We start from the raw sequence: 15,706 nt of genomic DNA on the forward strand, positions 1-15,706 counted from the left end.
AATCGACATGGGCAATCACGTCATCGTGCTGGGCGCGGGCATCGTCGGCGTCTGCTGCGCGCTGGAACTGCGCCGTCGCGGCATGACGGTCCTGCTCGTCGACCGCCAGGAACCGGGCATGGAAACGTCGCTGGGCAACGCCGGCGTGCTGGCCCGCAGCTCCTTGATGCCCTTCAATCATCCGGGGCTATGGGGGCAATTGCCGCGGCTCTTGAAGAACGACACCGTCCAGTTCCGCTACCGCTGGCCGTATCTGGCGGCGAACCTGGGCTGGGCGGCGCGCTTTCTGATGAGCGCGCGGCCGGCCGTCTTCCAGGAAACCGCGCGGGCGCTGGACGGCCTGATCCGGCTATCCGCGCCCGAGCACCTGAAGCTGCTGGACCAAAGCGGCGCGCGCCATCGGTTACGCGACACCGGATGGATCTTCCTGTACCGCTCGGCGCAGGCGTGGCAGGCCGGCGCGCTGGCGCGCCGCACGTTCGCGCAGTATGACGTGCCCACGCAGGAACTGGACCCCGCGGCACTGGCCGAAGCCGAGCCCGCGCTGTCGCCGATCTTTCACCGCGCGTTGTGGATCCAGGGATCGTATTCGGTGGACGATCCGCACGAGGTCGTGGCCGCCTACGCCGATCTCTACCGGCGCGAAGGCGGCCAATTCCGCCGGCTGGACGCCCGCGGCATCCGTCGCGACGGCGCGTCGTGGATCGTGAACGGGGCGACGGCGTCCGAATCCCTGTCGGCCGGCCGGCTCGTGGTGGCGCTGGGTCCGTGGTCCAAGGCGCTCTTGAAGACCACCGGCATCGACCTGCCGATGGCGTTTGAACGCGGCTATCACATGCACTACAGCGGCCGCGACGGCGCGCGCGTGACGCGACCCGTGTACGACACGGGCGGCGGCTACGTGCTGTCGCCGATGGCGCGCGGGCTGCGCCTGTCCACGGGCGTGGAGCTGGACGCCTGCGACGCGCCCGCGCGGCCGGATCAGCTTGCGCTGGCCGAACAGCGCGCGCGCGAGGCCTTCCCGTTGGGCGACCGGCTGGATGCGGCCGCCTGGCTGGGCCGCCGCCCCACCCTGCCAGACAGCCGCCCGATGATCGGCGAGGCGCCGCGTCATCCCGGCCTGTGGCTGGCACTGGGACACCAGCACATCGGGTTCAGCACCGCGCCGGGCACGGCAAAGATTCTGGCCGATCAGATGGTGGATGGCAGCGCCGACGCGCGCCATACGGCCTTCCGGCCCGGCCGCTTCATCTAGCGCGCCACCTGTTCCACGTCCCAGCCGTCAAACAGCGCGCCGTACTCGTCGGCCAGGTCATTGAAGGCGTCGCAGCGCCGGAAGAGCTTGTCCGCGGGCAGGATCTCGACCATGCTCACGCACATCGTCCAGCCGCCGTCTTCGTCGTCGGCCTGTTCGAGGCTTTCCAATTGGTACTTGCTGTCGGCGATCTTGCGGAAGATCAGTTCCAGCGCGTGTTCCTGCGAGGCCATGAAGCAATAGCTCCATTTCAAGCGGCCGAACGTATCCCAACCGTTCTGCGCCATCTTGCTGTACATGCCGTCAATCGACGCCTGGCTGACTTCCATCGCTGCTGCTCTGCTTATCGTTTTTCAAGAGGCGGCGATGGTAGCAGAGGTCTGGCCCTGTGCTGGGCAACAGTCCGGGAAAAAGTCCGGGCAGAAATTCGGGGCGAAAAAAAACGCGGTCCTTGCAGACCGCGTTTTCTTCGACATCAGCCCAGCAACAGCGCGTCGTCCGACAGCTTCTCGCCCCGCACCCGCTCGAACATGGCAAGCAGGTCCGGCACGTCCATGCCGCGGCGTTCGTCGCCGGACACGTCCAGCACCACCTGGCCCTGGTGCAGCATGACCGTGCGGTCGCCGACGTCCAGCGCCTGGCGCATGCTGTGCGTGACCATCATGGTGGTGAGCTTGTTTTCGGCCACGATGCGCGCCGTCAGTTGCAGCACGAAGTCCGCGGTGCGCGGGTCGAGCGCGGCGGTGTGCTCGTCCAGCAGCAGGATGCGCGACGGTTGCAGCGCCGCCATCAACAGGCTGACCGCCTGACGCTGGCCGCCGGACAACAGGCCGATGCGGTCGGTCAGGCGGTTTTCCAGGCCCAGCCCCAGTGTGGCCAGACGCTCGCGAAAGCCGGTTTTCATCGAGGCCTTCACGGCGCGGCTGTAGCCACGCGATGCGCCGCGCATCTGCGCCAGCGCCATGTTTTCCTCGATGGTCAGGTCTTCGCAGGTGCCCGCCATGGGGTCCTGGAACACGCGGGCCACGCTGCCGGCGCGCGCCCACACGGGCTGGCGCGTCACGTCCACGCCATTGATATCGATGCGGCCGGAATCGACTGGCAGGTCGCCCGACACGGCGTTCAGGAACGTGGACTTGCCCGCGCCGTTGGAACCGATCACGGTCACGAACTGGCCCGACGGGATTTCCAGCGTCAGGCCGCGCAGCGCGCGGGTCTCGATGGGCGTCCCCGCGTTGAAGGTGATTTTCAGGTCTTTTGCGGACAACATATCAGCGCCCCTTCTTGCCGACCAGGCGGCGCTTGAGCATGGGGATGACCAGGGCGATCGTGACGAGCACCGCGGTAACGAGGTTCAGGTCCTGCGCCTTCAGGCCGATGAAATCGCTATTGAGCGCCAGGGCGATGAAGAAGCGGTAGACGATGGCGCCGATGATGACGGCCAGCGTGGCCAGCACCAGTTTGCGCGACGGCAGGATGCTTTCGCCGACGATGACCGCGGCCAGGCCGATAACGATGGTGCCGATGCCCATCGAGATGTCCGATCCGCCCTGCGTCTGCGCAAACAGCGCGCCCGCCAGCGCGACCAGCGCGTTGGACAGCGCCATGCCGCCCAGGATCATGCGGCCGGTGTTCACGCCCTGCGCGCGGGCCATGCGGCCGTTGGAGCCAGTGGCGCGCACCGCCAGGCCGGTCTGCGTGGCAAAGAACCAGTCCAGCGCCAGCTTGCACAGGATGACGATCACGATCAGGATCAACGGGCGCGCGACGTAGTCGGAAATCCACGCCGGCTGCAGAATCGTGAAGACGGTGGGTTCGGTGATCAGCGGCACGTTGGGCTTGCCCATGATGCGCAGGTTGATCGAATACAGGGCGATCATCATCAGGATGCTGGCCAAGAGATCCATGATCTTGAGCTTGACGTTCAGCCAGCCCGTGACCAGCCCGGCCGCCGCGCCCGCGATGGTGGCGATGATGGTCGCGGAAAACGGATCGGTGCCCGATGCGATCAGCGTCGCACAGACTGCGCCGCCCAGCGGAAAGCTGCCGTCCACGGTCAGGTCGGGGAAGCGCAGCAGGCGAAAGGAGATGAACACGCCCAAGGCCACCAGGCTGAAGATCAGCCCGATCTCCAGTGCGCCTAACAACGAGAACAATGACATGGGTCAGATCCAATCAAGATAAGAAACGAGCATATTAAAGAAGTGAAACGCGCGATTTCTTGCGTTCACGGGTCAGTTTTACCCGAGCTTTCGCAATAAACGTTTCCCGGCATGGATTTTCTCTCGTTTCCCGCCCACGTGTCTTCCCGCCGGCGGCGCCAGCAGACGTGCGAGACCTGTCAAGGAAGCAACAACGCCGGGCCGCGAACGTCTTGTGAACGCTGCCGCCCTATGGAACATCGGGTAAGCCAGACACCACGAAAAACGCAAGAAAAACCCCGCGCACGCCGGATAGGCATGGCGGGGCCGATATCGCGCCGTATTATTTCACGACCACCGCGGCCGACTTGATCAGCGCGTCGGACAGGGTCACGCCCTGCTTGGCGGCCGCGCCCGGATTCACGTAGAGCTCAAGCTTGGAGCTGGTTTCAGACGGAATCGCGCCGGGCTTCTCGCCCTTCAGGATGCGCACGACGATCTTGCCGGTCTGCACGCCCAGATCGCGGTAGTTGATGCCCAGGGCGGCAATGCCGCCGCGCTTGACGCTGTCGGTGTCCGACGCGATCAGCGGGATCTTGGCGTCGTTGCCCACCTTGACCAGCGACTCATACGCCGACACGACGTTGTTGTCGGTGTTGGTGTAGATGACGTCGACCTTGCCGATCAGGCTGCGGGCCGCCGAAGCCACGTCCACCGAGCGCGGAGCGGCGGCTTCGACCAGGCTCATGCCGGACTTGGGCAGGATTTCCTGGAGCTTCTTGACGACCACGACCGAGTTGGCCTCGCCCGGGTTGTAGACGATGCCCACGCGCTTGGCGTTGGGCAGGATCTTCTTGATGAGTTCGACTTGCTTGTCCAGGGCCAGCAGATCCGACACGCCGGTCACGTTGGTGCCCGAGGCGTCCATGCTGGACACGAGTTGCGCGGCGACCGGATCGGTCACGGCGGAATACACCACCGGCACGTCCTTGGTGGCGGCAACGACAGCCTGCGCCGACGGCGTGGCGATCGCGACGATGGCGTCCGGGCGGTCGCCGACGAACTTGCGGGCGATCTGGGCGGCGGTGCCGTTGTTGCCCTGAGCGCTTTGATACTGCCACTTCAGGTTCTTGCCCGGCTCGTAGCCGGCTTGCTTGAGGGCGTCCTGCACCCCGTCACGCACGGCGTCCAGCGCCGGATGCTCGACGATGGCGGTCACCGCGACGGACTTTTGCTGCGCGACGGCCGGCGCGGCGATAGCCATTGCCAGCGCCATCGCGCCAACCGTCAGAAAATGGTGTTTTCCGATCAGCATATGTTTGCTCCTTGAACCCGTGGTATTGCTTGTTGAAGTTGCCGGTGTCTTCATGGCCGCCGCGGGATTTGCCACCCGGGTTTGCCACCCGTTCGGCCAGCCATAAAGCCGTATAGTCTAACGTGCCGCCCACCAAATGGAGTTGGGGGGAATCCCTGTAATGGTGCATGCATAACGGCATGCCCCGCCACGGGGCAGCGGCGTGAATATACTGACCACCGCCGGGCGAACGCCGTTCATCCCGTTCCGCGCGCCCGGCGACGGCATCCCGAGGCCAGCCATGATCAAACGCGCATTGGGCCGATCCGGCCTGCAGGTTCCCCCGCTCACATTCGGCGGCAACGTCTTCGGCTGGACCGTCGACGAGGCCGGCACCTTTTCGCTGCTGGACGCGTTGCTGGACGCCGGCCTGAACTTCATCGACACGGCGGATATGTATTCGCGCTGGGTGCCGGGCAACCAGGGCGGTGAATCCGAAACTCTGATCGGCAAGTGGCTCAAGCGAACGGGCAAGCGCGATCAGGTCCTGATCGCCACCAAGGTCGGCATGGAAATGGGGCCTGGCCAGAAGGGGCTGTCGCCCGCCTATATCCGGCGCTCGCTGGAGGCGTCGCTGGCGCGCCTGCAGACCGACTACGTGGACCTGTACCAATCCCACCAGGACGACCCGGACACGCCGCTGACCGACACCCTGGGCGAATACGCCAAGCAGATCGAAGCCGGCAAGGTGCGCGCGATCGGCGCGTCCAACTACACGGCCGTGCGGCTGTCCGAAGCGCTGATCGCCAGCGAGCGGCACAGCCTGCCGCGCTATGAAAGCATCCAGCCCGAATACAACCTGTACACGCGCGAGCCCTTCGAATCCGGGCTGCAAAGCCTGGTGAAGACCCAGCAGATGGGCACGATCAACTATTTTGCGCTGGCCAGCGGCTTTCTTAGCGGCAAGTACCGCAGCCCCGGCGATGCAGGCAAGAGCGCGCGCGGCAAGAAGATCGTCGAGACCTACCTGAACGACCGCGGCTACCGCATCCTGAAGGCGCTGGACGAGGTGTCCGAGGACGCCGGCTGCACGCCCGCGCAGGCCGCGCTGGCCTGGCAGATCGCGCAGCCGGGCATCACCGCGCCCATTGTCAGCGCCACCTCGCTCGCCCAGCTGGACGAACTGGTCAAGGCCGCCAGCCTGACGCTGACGCACGACCAGCTGGCCCGGCTCAGCCAGGCCAGCGATTGGCGGTAAGGCGCTAGTCCAGCGTAACGCCGGAGTCCTTGACGACCTTGGCCCAGCGCTGGACTTCGCTGTCGACGAACTTGCCGAACTCGGCGCCGGTCAGCGTGGGCACGCCGGTGCCGTTGCCCGCCCAGGTTTCCTTCAGCTTGGGCGTGTTCAGCGCCTTGGTGATCTCGGCGGCCATCCTTTCCGTGGCCTCCTTGGGTGTGCCGGCGGGCGCCCAGATCGCGTACCAGGTCGACACGACGTAGTTCGGCACGCCGGCCTCGGCGGCAGTCGGCACGTCAGGCAGCGACGGTGAACGCTCCGTGGCGGCCACGGCCAGCGGCTTGATCGCGCCGGCGCGGATGTGTCCGGCGGACGAACCCAGTCCGTCGAAGGCCAGATCCACCTGCCCGCCGATCAGCGCCGACAGCATCGGGCCCGCCCCCTGGTACGGCACGTCCACCAGCTTGACCCCGGTCTGCATGGCGAACAGCTCGCCGGCCAGGTGGTGCGTGCTGCCCTTGCCCGCGGTGCCGAAGTTGATTTCGCCCGGCCGCTTCTTGGCGTAGTCGATGAACTCCTGCAAGGTCTTGACCGGCAGCTTGCCGGCATTGATGACGACGACCTGCGGCGGCTGCGCCACCAAGGCGACCGGCACGAAGTCCTTCTGGATGTTGTAGCTCAGGCTCTTGTACAGGGACGGCGCCAGCGCATGGTGCGCCCCGCCCATGAAGAACGTGTAGCCGTCGGGCTTGGCCTTGGCGGCAACGCCGGCGCCCACGGTGCCACCCGCGCCGCCCTTGTTGTCGATGACCACCGTCTGGCCGAGCTGCGTCGTGAGCTGCGCGGCCAGCGGACGGGCGAACGTGTCCGTGCCGCCACCGGCGGGGAACGGAACGATCAGCGTGATGGGGCGTTCGGGCCATTGCGCGGCGGCAACGCCGCCAAAACCCAGGGCTGCCACGGCGAACACGGCCGCGGCGGTGGTGCGATAGTTCATTTTGTCTCCTCTTGCTGCATCGGGGGACGGCGCCTGTTTTTTGGCGTCTCGTCGCTGGAATATCTTTTTCTTCTGAATGCTGAGGGCAGGTCTTCTCGGAATATTGGATGGGGATGCGTCTCCTTGGATGCGGTAAAAAAATGCCGGCCCCGCGGGGGACCGGCACGATGTGGGGTTATAGCGCCTTGTAGGTGTCGCGCAGCACGTTCTTCTGCACCTTGCCCATGGTGTTGCGGGGCAGCTGGTCAATGATATGCACGCGCTTGGGCACCTTGAAGTTGGCAATGCGCGACTTCAATTCCGCCTGCATCGCCGAGGCGTCCAGCGACGCGCCGTCCTTGGGCACCACCACCGCCACCACGGCCTCGCCGAAGTCCGGATGCGGCACGCCGATCACCGCGGATTCCGACACGCCCGGCATGTCGTCGATCAGCGTCTCGATCTCCTTGGGGTATACGTTGTAGCCGCCCGAGATGATGAGGTCCTTGCTGCGGCCGACGATCGACAGGTAATCGTCGGGCGCGGCGCGGCCGGCGGACTCGCCGCCCCAACGGCCCACGTCGCCCGTCTTGAACCAGCCGTCTTCCGTAAATTCCTCGCGGGTCTTTTCGGGCATGCGCCAGTAGCCCGAGAACACATTGGGGCCACGCACCTGCACGTTGCCGATCTCGCCCGCCGCGAGCGGCTTGCCGGCATCGTCGACCACGCGGACCTGCACGCCGGGCAAGGCGCGCCCGACGGTGCCGGCCAGACGCTCGCCCAGCGCGGCGTCGTAGGGATTGGACGTCAGCATGACGGTCTCGCTCATGCCGTAGCGTTCAAGAATGGGATGGCCGCTGCGCTCCTTGAAGTCCGAGAACGTCTCGGCCAGCAGCGGCGCCGAGCCCGAGATAAAGAGGCGCATGTTGGCGCACACATCGCGGTTGAACCGCGGATCGGCCAACAGGCGCACGTAGTACGTGGGTACGCCCATCATCACGGTGCTTTGCGGCAGGTAGTGCAGCGCCTGGTCGGCGTCCAGCTTGGGCAGCCAGATCATCCGGGCGCCCGCCAGCAGCGCGCCATGCGAGGCCACAAACAAGCCGTGCACATGGAAGATCGGCAGCATGTGCAGCAGCACGTCGTCCTCGCGCCACCCCCAGTATTCATGCAGGGTGCGCGCATTGGCCGCCAGGTTGCCGTGCGAGAGCATCGCGCCCTTGCTGCGGCCCGTGGTGCCCGAGGTGTAGAGGATCGCGGCAAGATCGTCCGGCTTGCGTTGAACCGTCTTGAAGGTCTGCGGCAGGCTGCCGGCGGCCTCCAGCAGCGTGCCGGTGCGGTCCTCGTCCAGCGTGAAGACGTGCGGGCAGCCGGCCTTGTCGGCGGCGCGCTTGACCCAGTCCAGGTTCTTGCTGGCGCACACGACGACGGACGGCTCGGCGTTGCCCAGGAAGTATTCGATTTCGGATTCGCGGTAGGCGGTGTTCAGCGGCAGGTACACCAGGCCCGCGCGCAGCGTGGCCAGGTACAACAGCAGCGCCTCGGGCGACTTCTCGACCTGCACGGCCACACGCGCGCCGTCGGGCAGGTTCAGCGATTGCAGCAGGTTCGCCAGGCACGCGGTCGCGCGTTCGATGTCGTCCCAGGTGTATTGGAGGTCGGGCGTTTCCAGCGCGACTTTGCTGCGGTCTTTGGGAAAGCCGCCTTGCAGGACAGCGTATAGGTTGGCGTTGCTCACCTGTCTAGTCTCCGGAAAAGGAAGGGTCTTCGCCGGCCAGGAAGGCACGCACGCCTTCTCTGTGGTCCCGGCTTTCGGCATAGGAGAAATAATCCTGGTACTCGTCCTCGGTCAAGGCCGCGCCCGTGGCGAGCCTGGCGGACAAGCGCTTATTGATGCGGGCGGCCAGCGGCGCGCCCTGGGCGATGCGGTCGGCGCTGCGACGGGCCGCTGCCGCGACCTCGCCGTCGTCGACGATGCGGGTCAACAGGCCCAGGCCGCGCGCCTCGTCGGCGCCGAACACACGGCCTTCCAGCAGGATGGCCAGCGTCGCCGCCCGGCCGGCCAATGCCAGCAGGCCGCGCATTTCGTCCGGGGCCATCGGAAAGCCCAAGCGGTTGATCGGCACGCCGAAGCGGGCCGATGCGCCGGCGATGCGCAGGTCGCATTGGCAGGCGATTTCCAGACCGCCGCCCACGCACACGCCTTCGATCTGGGCGATCACGGGTTGCGGGCATTGCGCCACGGCCTGCAAGGCGGGGGCCAGGATCTCGCGGTGATAGCGCTGCACCCCGGCCAGATCGGCGCGCTCGGCAGGAAACTCGCGGATGTCGGCGCCGGCCGCAAAATTGCCGCCCTCGCCGCGCAGGATCACGCAGCGCACGGCATCGTCCTGCGCGATGCGCGTGAAGACCTCGCGCAGTTCGCGCCACATGCCGACCGTGATCGCATTCAGGCGTCCCGGATGCGACAGCGTCACCCAGGCCAGATGCCCTTCGCGCTCAAGCCGCACACGGTCTTGGCCTTGGCCATGGCCAGCCACGTTCTCCGTCATGTCCCCTGCCCTCGTTGTTGTTGATGGAATCCGCCGCCGTGTTTCCGGCGGTCAGGCCACGCGCCCCACGCCGCGGCTGATCTGGGGCTTGCCGTCGTTCAGGCGCTGAAGGTTGGTGTCCAGTTCGTCCAGGTCATACAGGTAATTGACCATCATGGCGCACGATTGCTTCAGCCCCTTGGGTGACGTATCCGCCGCCCAGTTCAACCGCTCGATGCGCGCGCCGTTGCCTAGGTGAAAACGCGCCACCGGGTCTACCGGCAGGCCGTTCTTCATGGATTGCAGATAGCACGCCGCCAGCCGGAATCCGGCGCGCTTGACGACGTCGGGCGCCTTGCCCTGCGCGGCCTTGGCCAGCCGCGCGACCCAACGCTGACCGTCCGGCACGCCCTCGCGGTTGCGGTCCTTGGCGCGGGTCTTGTCTTCGCGCACGATGGCCTCGACCGCCTGGGCGTCCTGCTTGCCCAGCCAGTCGGTGAAGCCCGGGATGGGCGACAGCGTGGCAAAGGCCTTCAGCTTGGGCAGTTCTTCCAGCAGTTGCTCGACCACCCGCTTGAGCAGGAAGTTGCCGAAACTGATGCCCTTCAGGCCGGGCTGCGTGTTCGAAATCGAATAGAAGATCGCCCAGCGCGCCTTGTCCAGGTCTTGCGGCGGCAGCGTGCTGTCCAGCAGCACCTGCACGTTGTCGGCCATCTGGCTGGCAAACGCCACTTCCACGAAGATCAACGGCACGCCCGGCATCTGCGGGTGGAAATAGGCGTAACAGCGGCGATCGGGCGCGACGCGGTGGCGCAGGTCGTCCCAGGACTTGATCTCGTGGACGGCCTCGTAAAGGATCAGCTTTTCCAGCAGCGATGCCGGCGAATCCCAGGTCAGCGGGCGCAGCTCCAACAGACCCACGTCGAACCAGGCCGACAAGAGGCCTTCCAGTTCCTTATCCAGCGACTGGATGCCCGCCACCTGCTTGCGCCAGCGCAGCATGTCGGCGCGCAATTCGACCAGAAAGCGCAGGCCCTGCGGCTGGGCGTTGAATCGCTTGAAGAGCCGCACGCCTTCGCCGCCCTCGCCCGCATAGGTGGCGCGGATCTGCGCCAGCGCGGCCAGCATCAGGCGGCGGTCCTTGCCGTCGGCCGCCGAGTACTGCTCGCACCAGCGGCGCGCCAGCTTGTTGGCGGCGACGTCGGTCAGACGCGCCTCGAACAGGCGGCGGACTTCCGACTCGCTGGGCAGGCGGCCGCGATCCCACAGCCGGCCCAGCCGGGTGATCAGGCTGGCGCTTTCAGCCGCGGCGTCGACGACATCGGCCTCGGGCTCAGGCGTGCGTGCGCCGCGCGCGGGCGCGAGATTGGCGGGTGCGGACATGGGCGGGCTCCTCGATGACGATGGGATCGGACGGCGCCGCATCGGCGGCGTCTTCGTTGCTGAGAACGCGCAGCGCTTCAAGCTGACGCATCAAATGGGTGTGCGCCAGCGCCTGCGCGGCGTCGGAATCGTGGGCCTTCAGGGCCTCGAAAATGGCCAGGTGTTCGGCGCAGGACTGGTCGATGCGGCCGGGCCGGGACAGGCTGCGATGGCGCGACAGGCTCAGGACCTTGCGCAGGTTGCCGACCATGTCGGACAGCCATTGGTTGCCGGCCAGTGCCTGAACGGCTTCGTGAATGAGGTAATTGGTCTTGTAGTAGGCGTCGATGCGGCCGGCCTTGGCATGACCGGCCAGCGCGGCGTGCAGCGGCTCCAGCTCGGCCAGTTGCGCATCGGTGGCCTTGCGCGCGGCCTCGAAGGCGCAGCGCCCTTCCAGCATGGCCATCAGCGGGAAGATGTCTTCCAGGTCCTGCGCCGACAGCTCGTTCACGAAGCAGCCGCGGCGCGGCTCCAGCCGCACCAGCCCTTCTGTGGCCAGCACTTTCAGCGCCTCGCGGAGCGGCGTGCGCGAAATGCCCATTTCGCCGGCCAACCGCAATTCGTCGATCCACTCTCCGTTGCGCAGCGACCGCGCGTGGATCATGCCGCGCAGGCGGTCCGCGACTTCCAGGTACAAGGCTTGCCGGACGATGGGCTGATTCATGGGCAGGCGGCGCGGAAAACGCCGTAATTCATAATTATGAATAAGCCGATGATAGACCCGGGGTGGGAAAAAGGTAAACCCCCGGGAGACTCGGGACCTTCCCTAACAAGACGAAGTGGCGTGCATGAAAGGGGGACAGGAGAGCGGCTGAGACTAGGATCAGAAATGCAAAACGCCGTCCACCGCATGCCGCGTCAGCGAGCGCGCCCAGCGGCGAGCGGGTAGCCCGTACTTGCCTTCCACCACCTCGGCGCGGGCCAGCAAGTCAGCGGGCGTGATCGCCAGGCTTGGGCCGGAGAAGGCCAACACGATCTGATTGCCGGCCTCGACTTCGGGCAACAGCACGATGCGGTCATCGAACGCCTTGGACAGGTTGTCGATGTTCTTGCCAAAGCTTTCGTGCCGGCCGAACAGGTTCACGGCCAGGATGCCGACCTCGCCCAGCACGCGGCGGCAGTCGCGGTAGAACTTCACGCTGTCGCGCACCGGCCCTTCGGCGGCGGCGTCGTACAGGTCCACCATCAGCACGGGGCAGCGCCCGGCGTTCAGCGGGTCGGCCACCCAGGCGCCGGCGTCGGTGTGTTCGACCTGCAGTCGGTTGGCGCCCGGCAGGCGGAAGAACATGTGGCACGCGGCGGTCACGCGCGGGTTCCATTCGACGGCCAGCAGCGGGCTGCGCGTGTGCTTGGCGCAAAAGCGCGCCAGCGAGCCTGCGCCCAGGCCCAGCATGCCGATGGCCTCTTCCTTCGGTGGCTCCAGGAACAGCAGCCAGGCCATCATCTGCGCGGTGTACTCCAGCACCAGCGCAGACGGATTCTTGATGTGCATCGCGCCCTGCACCCATTCGGTGTTGAAGTGCAGATAGCGCACGCCGTCCACTTCGGAAAGCGTCGGCTGGTCGAGTTCGGAGGGAAAGTTGGATTTGTGCATGGGCGCGATTGTAGGCCCGCGGCCAGCCTCTTCGGCTACGCCGCCGCTTCCCAGATGCGTTCCAGCAGATCGGGGCCCGGCACCTCGGCCTCCAGGCTGGCATCCAGCCGCAACACGCGCTTTAGGTAAAGATGCGCATCGCATTCCCACGTGACCCCCAGCGCGCCGTGGACCTGGATGGCGTTCTGCGCGACGCGCCGGCTGGCCTGTCCGGCCAGCAGCGGCGCGAACAGGCAATCGCGCGACGCGGAATCCGCGCCGGTATCCAACGCGGCCGCGGCTGCCCACCCCGCAAGCCGCGCGTCGTCCAACGCCATCCAGTCCTCGGCCAGACGATGCTTGATTGCCTGATTGGCGCCGATGGCGCGGCCGAACTGCTGGCGTTCGCGGGCATATGCCGCGGCGACATCCAGCGCGGCCGACGCCGCGCCCAGCATTTCGGCCGCGCGCAGCACGCGCAGGCGCGTGCGCAGAACCTCCCACGTGCCGGGATCGGTTTCGATATCCGCGCTGGCCACGACCTGCGGGGTGGCCGCGACCGCGACGGGCATCGTGGGATCCAGGCCGCCCACGCCGCGCACGGGCGACAGCAGCATCAGGCGCAATGACGCCGCGCCCGTCTTACGCACGGCCAGTGCGCGCACGTCGTCGCACGCGCCTTCGATGAAGGCCGACCCGTCGGGACGCAGGGCCGCGTCGGCATACCAGGTGTCACCCGCCATCATGCCGCCGGTCCACCCGGCGGGCACGCCCCGTGCGTGGCATAGCGTCGGCAGCAACGCCATGTTGGCCACGAGCGGCAGGCTCAGCAGATGACGGCCCGCCTCCTCGGCCACGATCCAGGCCTCGCGCATGCCCAGCCCCAGCCCGCCGTGGGTATCGGGCGCAAGCAAGGCCGGCCAGCCCTGCTCCGCCAGGTCGCGCCACAGGGCATGGCGCGCCGCCGCGTCCTGTCCGATTGCGGCGCGCGCCACGGCCACGGGATGGCGCTGCGACAGGAAACGTTGCGCGGCATCGCGCAGCATGCGCTGGTCTTCACTGAGATGCAGATTCATGAGGCGTCAGGCCTTGGGCAGGCCGAGCATCTGCTCGGCAATGATGTTGCGCTGGATCTCGGACGTGCCGGCCAGAATGGTTTCGGCGCGCGACCACAGATAAGCGTGCGTCAGTTGCGCGGCGCGCGCATCGGCGGCGTCCACGCCCAGGCTGGCGTCTTCGCCCAGCAGTTGGAGGGACAGCTCGAGCAGACGCTGGTGCGCCTCGCTCCAGTGGATCTTGGTGGACGACCCTTCCGGTCCAGGGGGATCGCCGCGCATCGCGCCCGCCAGCGCGCGCTGTGACTTGAGCGCCAGCACATGGCTGTCGGCGGCCAGCCGCGCCCAGCGGTGGCGCACCGGCGCAGACGAGGCAGGCGTGCGCCCGTGAGCGTCGGGCTGCAAGGCCAGCTCGCGCACCTGCCGCAGCTCTTGCGCAAAGCGCACGAGCCGAGGAATGAAATACGTGCCGCGCTCGAAGCTGGCGGCGGCCATGGCGATTCGCCAGCCCTGGTTCAATTCGCCCAGCAGCGCGTCCTGCGGCACAAAAACGTCATCGAAGAACACCTCGCAGAATTCGGCCTCGCCCGTGATCTGCCGGATGGGTTCCACGCGCACGCCCGCACTGCGCATGTCCACCAGCAGGAAGCTCAACCCCTTGTGCCTGGGCGCGTCGGGATCGGTGCGCGCCAGCACGAAGCACCACTGCGCCCGGTCCGCGAACGACGTCCAGATCTTGTGGCCGTTCAGGCGAAAGCCGCCCGGCTCGGCCTGCGCCCGCGTGCGCACGGCCGCCAGGTCGGACCCCGCGCCCGGCTCCGAATAGCCCTGGCACCACACCTCGCGGTTCGTCAGGATGCCAGGCAGAAAGCGCTGCTTTTGCGCCTCGGTGCCAAAATGCAGCACGGTGGGCGCCAGGATGCCGTGGCCGATCAGGTTCACACCCAGCGGCGCGCCGCAACGGGCGTGCTCTTCATGAAAGACCGCCTGGCGCGACAAGGGCAACGCCTTGCCGCCGTAGGCCTGCGGCCAGCCCAGCCCGGACCAGCCATTTGCGCACAGCGTGTCTTCCCAGGCGCGCCGGTAGTCCAGGTTGCGCGGATCGGCGCCGCCGGGCCACGACCGCGCAAAGCCGGCGTAGGCCGCGTCGAGCCAGCGGCGCAGGTCGCGCCGGAACGCTTCGTCTTCCTGCGCCGCGCCGTCCTGCGCGGCGGTTTCCAGCCTCGTCATGCGGTCACTCCAGCCGGATGTTCGAGTCGCGCGCGACCTTGGCCCACGTCGCCACATCCTGCTGGATGAACGCGCCGAAGGCCTTGGGGTCGCTGCCGATGATGTCCAGCCCCAGACCCACGAACTGTTTTTTGACCTCGGGCTGCTGCAGGATCTGCGCGATGTTCTGGTAGAGCTTGTCGATCACCGGCTGCGGCGTGCGCGCCGGCGCCACCAGGCCCAGCCACGGCATGGCCGAATAGCCAGGCAGGCCGGAGGCGTCCACCGTCGGCAGCTCGGGCACCGAGGCCGACGGCTTGGCAGTCGTGACCGCCAGGGCGCGCAGCTTGCCGTCCTTGACGAAGGGGCCGGACGACGCCCACGCATCGAACATCACCTGCAGGCGTCCGGCCACCAGATCGTTGAGCGCCGGCGCACTGCCCTTGTACGGAATGTGCGCCATCTGGACCCCAGCCATGCTGTTGAAAAGCTCGGCCTCCAGGTGCGTCGAACTGCCTGTGCCGACCGAGCCATAGCTGACCTTGCCCGGATTGGCCTTCAGGTAGGCGATGAGCTCGCCGACGTTCTTGGCCGGCACCGACGGATGAACGCCCAGCACGTGCACCACCGACGCCACCTGCGAGATCGGCGCAAAGTCCTTGATCGGGTCGTAGTTGACCTTGGCGTAGATGCTGGGCGCGATCCCCAGCGAGGACGCGGCCATCAGCAACGTGTAGCCGTCCGGTTCGGCGCGCGAGACATAGTCGGATGCGATCATCGTGCCGCCGCCCGGCTTGTTCTCCACGATCACCGGCTGGCCCAGCCTGCCGCTCAGTTTTTCCGCCAGCAGGCGGCTCATGATGTCGGTCGCGCCGCCAGGCGAGAACGGCACCACGATGCGCACGGGGCGGCTGGGGTAGTTGTCCTGGGCGTGGGCGGCGCCGGTGATGCCCATGCAAGCCAGTGCGACGCTGGCCAATGCTTTCTTGATCATGCTTGTCTCCTCCTGGGGG

The 15,706-nt window shown here is 67.0% G+C and carries 15 protein-coding genes; 2 read left to right on the plus strand and 13 right to left on the minus strand.

All coding sequences use genetic code 11. The features are described from left to right. The first annotated feature begins 7 nt into the window (after positions 1-7). On the plus strand, positions 8-1,255 hold the full coding sequence (locus H4P35_RS17100; protein WP_226849487.1) for an FAD-binding oxidoreductase: 1,248 nt from the start codon (positions 8-10) through the stop codon (positions 1,253-1,255). On the opposite strand, the gene H4P35_RS17105 is transcribed toward H4P35_RS17100, so the two are convergent. The 4 genes from H4P35_RS17105 to H4P35_RS17120 form a co-directional block, all read right to left on the minus strand. Then, on the minus strand, positions 1,252-1,584 hold the full coding sequence (locus tag H4P35_RS17105; RefSeq protein ID WP_226846325.1) for a ribonuclease E inhibitor RraB: 333 nt from the start codon (positions 1,582-1,584) through the stop codon (positions 1,252-1,254). The genes H4P35_RS17100 and H4P35_RS17105 overlap by 4 nt on opposite strands. Positions 1,585-1,730: 146 nt before the next feature. Continuing rightward, positions 1,731-2,525, minus strand: coding sequence for an ABC transporter ATP-binding protein (locus tag H4P35_RS17110; RefSeq protein WP_226846326.1), 795 nt, complete (start codon positions 2,523-2,525; stop codon positions 1,731-1,733). A 1-nt stretch (position 2,526) separates the two neighbouring features. Then, positions 2,527-3,417 (minus strand): ABC transporter permease, encoded by an 891-nt coding sequence (locus H4P35_RS17115; protein ID WP_056323849.1) that lies wholly within the window; start codon positions 3,415-3,417, stop codon positions 2,527-2,529. Between the two features lie 322 nt (positions 3,418-3,739). Beyond that, positions 3,740-4,711 carry an ABC transporter substrate-binding protein gene (locus H4P35_RS17120; protein ID WP_226846327.1) on the minus strand — a complete coding sequence of 324 codons (972 nt, stop codon included), beginning with the start codon at positions 4,709-4,711 and terminating at the stop codon, positions 3,740-3,742. A 280-nt stretch (positions 4,712-4,991) separates the two neighbouring features. Here H4P35_RS17120 and H4P35_RS17125 point away from each other — a divergent pair, with 280 nt between their 5' ends. Further along, complete coding sequence (locus H4P35_RS17125) at positions 4,992-5,948, plus strand: aldo/keto reductase (protein ID WP_056323843.1); 957 nt, start codon at positions 4,992-4,994, stop codon at positions 5,946-5,948. A gap of 4 nt (positions 5,949-5,952) precedes the next feature. Here the strand turns inward: H4P35_RS17125 and H4P35_RS17130 are convergent, their stop codons facing one another. The 9 genes from H4P35_RS17130 to H4P35_RS17170 form a co-directional block, all read right to left on the minus strand. Further along, a complete protein-coding gene (locus H4P35_RS17130) occupies positions 5,953-6,924 on the minus strand; it encodes a tripartite tricarboxylate transporter substrate binding protein (RefSeq protein WP_056323841.1) in 972 nt (323 codons plus the stop codon). Between the two features lie 175 nt (positions 6,925-7,099). After that, positions 7,100-8,641: a malonyl-CoA synthase gene (locus tag H4P35_RS17135; RefSeq protein WP_063956336.1), complete on the minus strand. Its 1,542-nt coding sequence runs from the start codon at positions 8,639-8,641 to the stop codon at positions 7,100-7,102. Positions 8,642-8,645: 4 nt separating this feature from the next. Further along, positions 8,646-9,455 carry an enoyl-CoA hydratase/isomerase family protein gene (locus H4P35_RS17140; protein ID WP_226846328.1) on the minus strand — a complete coding sequence of 270 codons (810 nt, stop codon included), beginning with the start codon at positions 9,453-9,455 and terminating at the stop codon, positions 8,646-8,648. 51 nt (positions 9,456-9,506) lie between these two features. Then, complete coding sequence (locus H4P35_RS17145) at positions 9,507-10,817, minus strand: malonyl-CoA decarboxylase domain-containing protein (protein ID WP_226846329.1); 1,311 nt, start codon at positions 10,815-10,817, stop codon at positions 9,507-9,509. Next, the gene (locus H4P35_RS17150) at positions 10,768-11,520 is read right to left on the minus strand and encodes a GntR family transcriptional regulator (RefSeq protein ID WP_226846330.1); all 753 of its coding nucleotides are present in this window, start codon (positions 11,518-11,520) and stop codon (positions 10,768-10,770) included. The genes H4P35_RS17145 and H4P35_RS17150 overlap by 50 nt, the downstream gene beginning before the upstream one ends. Before the next feature lie 159 nt (positions 11,521-11,679). Then, positions 11,680-12,450 carry a spermidine synthase gene (locus H4P35_RS17155; RefSeq protein WP_152384932.1) on the minus strand — a complete coding sequence of 257 codons (771 nt, stop codon included), beginning with the start codon at positions 12,448-12,450 and terminating at the stop codon, positions 11,680-11,682. 35 nt (positions 12,451-12,485) lie between these two features. Next, positions 12,486-13,505: an acyl-CoA dehydrogenase family protein gene (locus tag H4P35_RS17160; protein ID WP_226846331.1), complete on the minus strand. Its 1,020-nt coding sequence runs from the start codon at positions 13,503-13,505 to the stop codon at positions 12,486-12,488. 6 nt (positions 13,506-13,511) lie between these two features. Next, positions 13,512-14,714, minus strand: coding sequence for an acyl-CoA dehydrogenase family protein (locus H4P35_RS17165; protein ID WP_226846332.1), 1,203 nt, complete (start codon positions 14,712-14,714; stop codon positions 13,512-13,514). Positions 14,715-14,718: 4 nt separating this feature from the next. Next, entirely contained in the window at positions 14,719-15,687 is a 969-nt protein-coding gene (locus H4P35_RS17170) for a tripartite tricarboxylate transporter substrate binding protein (protein WP_062839116.1), read from the minus strand. Positions 15,688-15,706: the final 19 nt, after the last annotated feature.

The organism is Achromobacter sp. 77, assembly GCF_020541125.1.
Classification (GTDB): domain Bacteria; phylum Pseudomonadota; class Gammaproteobacteria; order Burkholderiales; family Burkholderiaceae_B; genus Achromobacter; species Achromobacter mucicolens.

Bases quoted from the DNA above. Each gene is read 5' to 3' on its own strand.
- H4P35_RS17120 (WP_226846327.1), bottom strand. From the start codon at position 4,711: ATGCTGATCGGAAAACACCATTTTCTGACGGTTGGCGCGATGGCGCTG.
- H4P35_RS17150 (WP_226846330.1), bottom strand. From the start codon at position 11,520: ATGAATCAGCCCATCGTCCGGCAAGCCTTGTACCTGGAAGTCGCGGAC.
- H4P35_RS17160 (WP_226846331.1), bottom strand. From the start codon at position 13,505: ATGAATCTGCATCTCAGTGAAGACCAGCGCATGCTGCGCGATGCCGCG.
- H4P35_RS17100 (WP_226849487.1), top strand. From the start codon at position 8: ATGGGCAATCACGTCATCGTGCTGGGCGCGGGCATCGTCGGCGTCTGC.
- H4P35_RS17105 (WP_226846325.1), bottom strand. From the start codon at position 1,584: ATGGAAGTCAGCCAGGCGTCGATTGACGGCATGTACAGCAAGATGGCG.
- H4P35_RS17130 (WP_056323841.1), bottom strand. From the start codon at position 6,924: ATGAACTATCGCACCACCGCCGCGGCCGTGTTCGCCGTGGCAGCCCTG.
- H4P35_RS17110 (WP_226846326.1), bottom strand. From the start codon at position 2,525: ATGTTGTCCGCAAAAGACCTGAAAATCACCTTCAACGCGGGGACGCCC.
- H4P35_RS17145 (WP_226846329.1), bottom strand. From the start codon at position 10,817: ATGTCCGCACCCGCCAATCTCGCGCCCGCGCGCGGCGCACGCACGCCT.
- H4P35_RS17115 (WP_056323849.1), bottom strand. From the start codon at position 3,417: ATGTCATTGTTCTCGTTGTTAGGCGCACTGGAGATCGGGCTGATCTTC.
- H4P35_RS17170 (WP_062839116.1), bottom strand. From the start codon at position 15,687: ATGATCAAGAAAGCATTGGCCAGCGTCGCACTGGCTTGCATGGGCATC.
- H4P35_RS17155 (WP_152384932.1), bottom strand. From the start codon at position 12,450: ATGCACAAATCCAACTTTCCCTCCGAACTCGACCAGCCGACGCTTTCC.
- H4P35_RS17140 (WP_226846328.1), bottom strand. From the start codon at position 9,455: ATGACGGAGAACGTGGCTGGCCATGGCCAAGGCCAAGACCGTGTGCGG.
- H4P35_RS17125 (WP_056323843.1), top strand. From the start codon at position 4,992: ATGATCAAACGCGCATTGGGCCGATCCGGCCTGCAGGTTCCCCCGCTC.
- H4P35_RS17165 (WP_226846332.1), bottom strand. From the start codon at position 14,714: ATGACGAGGCTGGAAACCGCCGCGCAGGACGGCGCGGCGCAGGAAGAC.